Origin of the sequence: Mesorhizobium sp. M5C.F.Ca.IN.020.32.2.1 (assembly GCF_004023105.1) — a bacterium.
GTDB lineage: Bacteria > Pseudomonadota > Alphaproteobacteria > Rhizobiales > Rhizobiaceae > Mesorhizobium > Mesorhizobium wenxiniae.
Genome location: NZ_RZSX01000485.1, coordinates 1 through 4,899 on the forward strand (window position 1 = coordinate 1; position 4,899 = coordinate 4,899).

The window sequence follows — 4,899 nt, forward strand, 5'->3', positions numbered from 1 at the left end:
GTTTGAAATCCAGTCCGCCCGCTTTTCTGCCGGCGATACCGGCGAGTTTTCTAACCGATCGGCAGCGCGCCACGCTTCCGCATTCGTCGGGAATGGTCCGGCGAGCGTTCGCCGATCATTCGGCGAACTGTCGCCGACCACAACGAAGCCCCCCTCAGTCTCAATCACCGTCATGCAGGCACCCCTCTTTTTCGACGGCCAAAAAATTTTTTGGCTTTCGCGCCCAAATCCTGTTTTTCCCCCTTTAGACAGCAAAAAACCGGCCGAACAGGAGATACGGAGGAGGAACAGGCCGGGGCACCTCTCTCCATATGTAAGACGTTTATGGCACACGTTCCTGTATCCATTAGGTAATTTCCTTCAGCCAAAGGTGACTTGCAGGGCTTCTATTCCAGTCTCGTAGGCCGCCCTCTGCATTGCCTCTTCAAGCAATTCGGCCTTCGACGCTTGGACCAGAAAACTGTCATGTACCGGCAGGACCGTGACGCCAGCCATCAGCATCAAGTGCATGACAGTTTCGGCAATGGCGCTGTCCAGGCACATAAGTTCCGCGCCTTTGTCAGAGTGGAAGTACTTAGCGATGCGGTGATGGGCCTGCTTCACATCGGTTATCAATTGGTCTGCCGCTGCAAACGCCAATTGCGATCCAGGCTCCGCAACCGGCGCCATCTCCTTGTGATGGGCAATGGCAAGGCGAGCTTTTGCCTTGGTTGGGGCGTTGACCAGAACAAGCAATCCAAGTTTGGCGAGCGGCCTCGGCCAACCTGCTATGGCGTAGCAGTCTTCGGGCAAAGCTGCGCCCGCTTCGGCGTATAGGAGAGCTGGGTGCAGAGTTTTGTAATCAATCTCTACAACGCTCTCGCCGCCGATCGTAATCAGTTTTCGCGCTTCTTTGCTCATCGACTGCCAGCCTCCACCTAATGCGTAATAGCGGCCACCTCGGTTGAAGGTGCGGTTGAATATTCGAACCATCGGAGACGGCAGGACGCCCGTTAGAAGCGTGCCGCGAATGGCTTCGTTCATCTCTTCGACACGACGGCGCATCCGGCGAATCGTGGGGGTGTCGGAATAGTCGATAGGCTCTTTGTCCGCGTCTCGAAGGATGATGCTTTCCCGAGGTCTGGCGATTAAAAGAGCCGGACCAGCGCTCAGTATTTTGCCGGTTCGCTCGATTAGTTCAGGCGTGGCTACCATCGAGCTTTGCCACCTCCGATGATTGGGTGGCACCTTGTCATGATGAACAAGGCCGAGGCCATCGAGATAGTCGGCCGAGCCCGTCACCTTGGCGTAAGTGTAGAGGGACTCTTTGTAGCGGCGCGGCCGGACATAGTGATTGCGATTGCGCGAATACGAAACAGCACCATCAGCGGTGACAAGTGAGAGAATAATGGCGGCCGTCGTTTCGGAGCCGCCATACTCTTTGCGAAGTGCCGGCCAGTGAGGCCGGTGCTCCCATCGAAGTGACAGAGGGGTTTGCGCTTCGTCCAACCTACGCAGCCCTCGCCTTAATCAAGTGGCCTTCTCGCCTTGCCTGGACGGCCTGCAATGCAGTCAGGCCGAACCGATCCTGAAGTTGGGGCACCAACGCTTTGGTGCGACCCGCTGAGCCAGTTGCCAGCCAGTTGGCGGCGAGGTCGACGGGATTTGCGGACTTGTCAGCTGCGGCGCTTATGCAGCGGCCGCCACGTCTTGAACGAGTGAATTTCTTGTTTGCCGATGCTGAATGTGAATTAACGAGAGCGGCCCCTGTTATGTCCTGCATGTCTGTTCCTTTCAATTCCCTGGGAGGGTTTGCGAATAATCGGGCAGATTGAGCTTGGGCGATCGGAGGCCGAGTTGCAGCGCGACCGGCGCCACCGGCACAACAATCTTTCGACCGATGCGGATTGTGGGAATGTCGCCACGTTTGGCGGCATCATAAGAGCCGTTCCGACTCAGGCCGTAGAATACCGCCCCGGCATCTCTCACGGAGATGGTGGGGCGGCTCAGCGCGTCTTCCAACGTCATATTGCCGTATCCTGTTCGTTCGCGTGGTTGGATCATCCAACGCACTGCCATAGTAATACAGGTTGCGACTCGGCGGTTCAAGGCCGCACAAGGGCAAAGTAGGGGTTTCCCCTGCCAAATTCGTGCAATTTGATAGTTTTTGTTGCTATCGACCTATACGCGGTGTACGGCTATGGCATTATATGGGAGTGATTGTATGGCAAAAGAAGCGACACGAGGCGGCAAAACCGAGACGCTCACCATCCGATTGGACCCGAAGACCCGGTTCATTCTGGAATATCTTTCCAGATTGAAAGGGCAGAACATCACTACGGTGGTTGAGCGTGCGATTGTTGCGGCCGCTTCACAGGAAATGGTGAAAGATCCCCAGTGGCCTGATCAGCCAGACGGTTGGCAGAGCTTCTGGGATGTTAGTGATGGATGTCGGGCACTACGGATGGCAGAGCGTTCGGAATTCTTCCCAACCTATGAGGAGGAACGTCGCCTTGCTTTTGCAAAAACCCACTGGCCTTTTTTCTACACGTCCGAGAAAAAAAGCCAGTTCATCAATCACTACATCGACGTGTTGTGGCCGAGGATCGATGAGTTCATCCAAATCCATGACGATCAAAAGGACAGTGATTATTTTGCCGCCGGCAAAGCCATGCAAGCCGCATTGAGGGCTGCAAAACTCGCGGCCCCTGAATGGCCCATCTCCGACTTGAGCGACGAAATCCCCTTCTGAAAAGGCGCTGTCATGAAAGGTCATCTTCACGAAACGATGGAGCCGAAACCATGAGAGGCAATGTCACTCGTCGCGGCAAATCTTCCTGGCGTTTGAAGTTTGATATTGGCGCCGATCCAGCGACGGGCAAGCGGCAAACCCAATACGCCACCGTGCGCGGCACGAAGAAGCAAGCCGAGGCAGAGCTTTCCAAGCGGCTACATCAGGTCGACGGCGGCAACTATGTGGCCAACTCAAAGGAAACGGTTGCCGAGCATGTCCGGAACTGGCTCAGCGCAAAAGCCGACCTCGCAGCGACCACAAGGGAGCGCTTCGAGAAGCTGGTCGAGAACCAGATCGTTCCGCAAATCGGCTCTCTGATCCTTCAGCAATTGCGGCCGGCCCAGGTCACGGCATGGCATAACACCTTGCGCAAAGAAGGCGGCAAGGAAGGCGGACCACTGTCGCCGGCCACAGTTAGGCAGGCGCACAGGGTGCTGCACATGGCGCTGGCAAGTGCGTTCGAAGACGAGAAGATAGCGCGCAACGTCGCGTCCGGCAGGAAACTGCCGAAGGCCGAGAGCGCGGATATTCAGATCCTGCAGCATGGCCAGATTGCACCTCTACTGGAAGCTTTGCAGGGCCATTGGCTATCACCTATCGCCACCGTTGCCGTCGGCACAGGCATGCGCCAGGGCGAGATCATGGGACTCCGCTGGGCCGATATTGATCTGGATAAGGGATCGCTCCGGGTCGAGCGCAGCCTTGAGGAAACCAAGGCCACAGGGCTTCGGTTTAAGGCTCCGAAGTCGAAGGCTGGCACACGCACCATTTCGTTGCCAGCAAGTGTGGTTGACGCTGTCAAGGCGCACAGAAAGCGGCAGCTCGAACAACGCCTCGCCCTGGGGCTCGGGAAGCCGGGCAAGGACGCGCTGGTCTTCTGCGGGCCGGAAGGCGAAGCCATAGCCCCGTCTCGCGTCTCAGGAGCTTGGCGCGATGCAATCGACCGTTTGAGGAAGCCGGCTGAGGATGGCGCAGCTACCGTCGAGCTTCCCAAGGTCCGGTTTCATGACCTCAGACACACCCACGCTTCCGCCCTCATCGCTGGCGGGCTCGACGTGGTTGCAATTAGCCGTCGTCTAGGGCATGCGTCACCCGTGGTCACGCTGTCGGTCTACGCCCACTTGTTCAAGAGGTCGGACGACGGCGCGGCAGCGGCGATAGAAGCTGCTATGAGAACGGGCGCAGAACAATAAACCGGCCTTCGGTGCCAATCCGGTGCCAAGTGCAGGCAAATGGCTAGACCTGTCTTCGCTCAAGTGCTTGTAATCGCAGAAGGCGGACGTGGCGGAATTGGTAGACGCAAGGGACTTAAAATCCCTCGATCTCTGATCGTACGGGTTCGATTCCCGTCGTCCGCACCAGCACACCGACGGCGCTCCGCGGCGGCGTCCAGGTTCCGGCAGATCAAGCCCGGATCGGGTTCAGCTTCAGATGCTGGATCAGGATGATCGTCTTGGCGTCGATGATGCGGCCGTCGGCGATGCCGGCCAGAGCTTCATCGAGCGGCATCTCCAGAACCTCGATGTCTTCGCCTTCTTCCGGCGCGCCGCCGCCGTCCGAGATGCGGTCGGTCGGCGAATAGCGCGCGACGAAGAACCAGAGCCGCTCGGTCACGCTGCCAGGGCTCATAAAGGGCGAAAACAGCCGATCAACGTCCTTCAGGTGGTAGCCGAGCTCCTCTTCCGCCTCCTTGCGGATGCAGGTTTCGGGATCGTGTTCATCGAGCAGGCCGGCGCAGGCCTCGATCAGCGGCTCGCGGTGGCCGGTGACGTAGGCCGCGTAGCGGAACTGCCGAACGAGCAGAACCGTCGAGCGCTCGGGGTCGTAAGGCAGGATCACCGCCCCGTCGCCGCGATCGTAGGTCTGTCGGATCTGCGTCTCCCATTTCCCGTCGCGCCGGCGATAATCGAGGACGGTCTTTTTCAGGACTGGCCAATCATCGGAAAGGACTTCTTCCGAACGGATACGAATGCGGTCTTCCATGGTGAACTCCGTGCTGCCGGCGTGAGGACTACAGCGCCGCGCGTCCTCTTGGACGCGCAAAGGACGTTGTAGCACTTTTGATCTGCGCATGATCCATTCCGAAATCGGAATCGATTTTTGCTGCGCTGACCTTCGGTTCGGGG

General features: G+C 58.0%; 6 protein-coding genes and 1 tRNA gene. 3 read left to right on the plus strand and 4 right to left on the minus strand.

Annotation, left to right across the window (positions count from 1 at the left end; genetic code table 11):
• The 3 genes from EOA86_RS39535 to EOA86_RS22360 form a co-directional block, all read right to left on the minus strand.
• The coding region (locus EOA86_RS39535; RefSeq protein ID WP_206630099.1) for a hypothetical protein at positions 1 to 333 on the minus strand (333 nt) is incomplete at its 3' end.
• Between the two features lie 27 nt (positions 334 to 360).
• Positions 361 to 1,488, minus strand: coding sequence for a hypothetical protein (locus tag EOA86_RS22350; protein WP_128343615.1), 1,128 nt, complete (start codon positions 1,486 to 1,488; stop codon positions 361 to 363).
• Between the two features lie 285 nt (positions 1,489 to 1,773).
• Positions 1,774 to 2,007 carry a helix-turn-helix domain-containing protein gene (locus tag EOA86_RS22360; RefSeq protein WP_164891903.1) on the minus strand — a complete coding sequence of 78 codons (234 nt, stop codon included), beginning with the start codon at positions 2,005 to 2,007 and terminating at the stop codon, positions 1,774 to 1,776.
• A gap of 196 nt (positions 2,008 to 2,203) precedes the next feature.
• Here EOA86_RS22360 and EOA86_RS22365 point away from each other — a divergent pair, with 196 nt between their 5' ends.
• The 3 genes from EOA86_RS22365 to EOA86_RS22375 all read left to right on the plus strand — a co-directional run bounded on the left by EOA86_RS22365 (position 2,204) and on the right by EOA86_RS22375 (position 4,134).
• Positions 2,204 to 2,731 (plus strand): hypothetical protein, encoded by a 528-nt coding sequence (locus tag EOA86_RS22365; RefSeq protein WP_128343620.1) that lies wholly within the window; start codon positions 2,204 to 2,206, stop codon positions 2,729 to 2,731.
• A 50-nt stretch (positions 2,732 to 2,781) separates the two neighbouring features.
• Complete coding sequence (locus EOA86_RS22370; protein WP_164891904.1) at positions 2,782 to 3,966, plus strand: site-specific integrase; 1,185 nt, start codon at positions 2,782 to 2,784, stop codon at positions 3,964 to 3,966.
• Positions 3,967 to 4,048: 82 nt separating this feature from the next.
• Positions 4,049 to 4,134 (plus strand) — tRNA-Leu (locus EOA86_RS22375).
• Positions 4,135 to 4,177: 43 nt separating this feature from the next.
• On the opposite strand, the gene EOA86_RS22380 is transcribed toward EOA86_RS22375, so the two are convergent.
• A complete protein-coding gene (locus EOA86_RS22380) occupies positions 4,178 to 4,756 on the minus strand; it encodes an NUDIX domain-containing protein (RefSeq protein ID WP_128343624.1) in 579 nt (192 codons plus the stop codon).
• Positions 4,757 to 4,899: the final 143 nt, after the last annotated feature.

What these genes read in the sequence shown, in the direction of transcription:
- EOA86_RS22360 (WP_164891903.1), bottom strand. Translation starts at nt 2,007, where the DNA reads ATGACGTTGGAAGACGCGCTGAGCCGCCCCACCATCTCCGTGAGAGAT.
- EOA86_RS22365 (WP_128343620.1), top strand. Translation starts at nt 2,204, where the DNA reads ATGGCAAAAGAAGCGACACGAGGCGGCAAAACCGAGACGCTCACCATC.
- EOA86_RS22370 (WP_164891904.1), top strand. Translation starts at nt 2,782, where the DNA reads ATGAGAGGCAATGTCACTCGTCGCGGCAAATCTTCCTGGCGTTTGAAG.
- EOA86_RS22380 (WP_128343624.1), bottom strand. Translation starts at nt 4,756, where the DNA reads ATGGAAGACCGCATTCGTATCCGTTCGGAAGAAGTCCTTTCCGATGAT.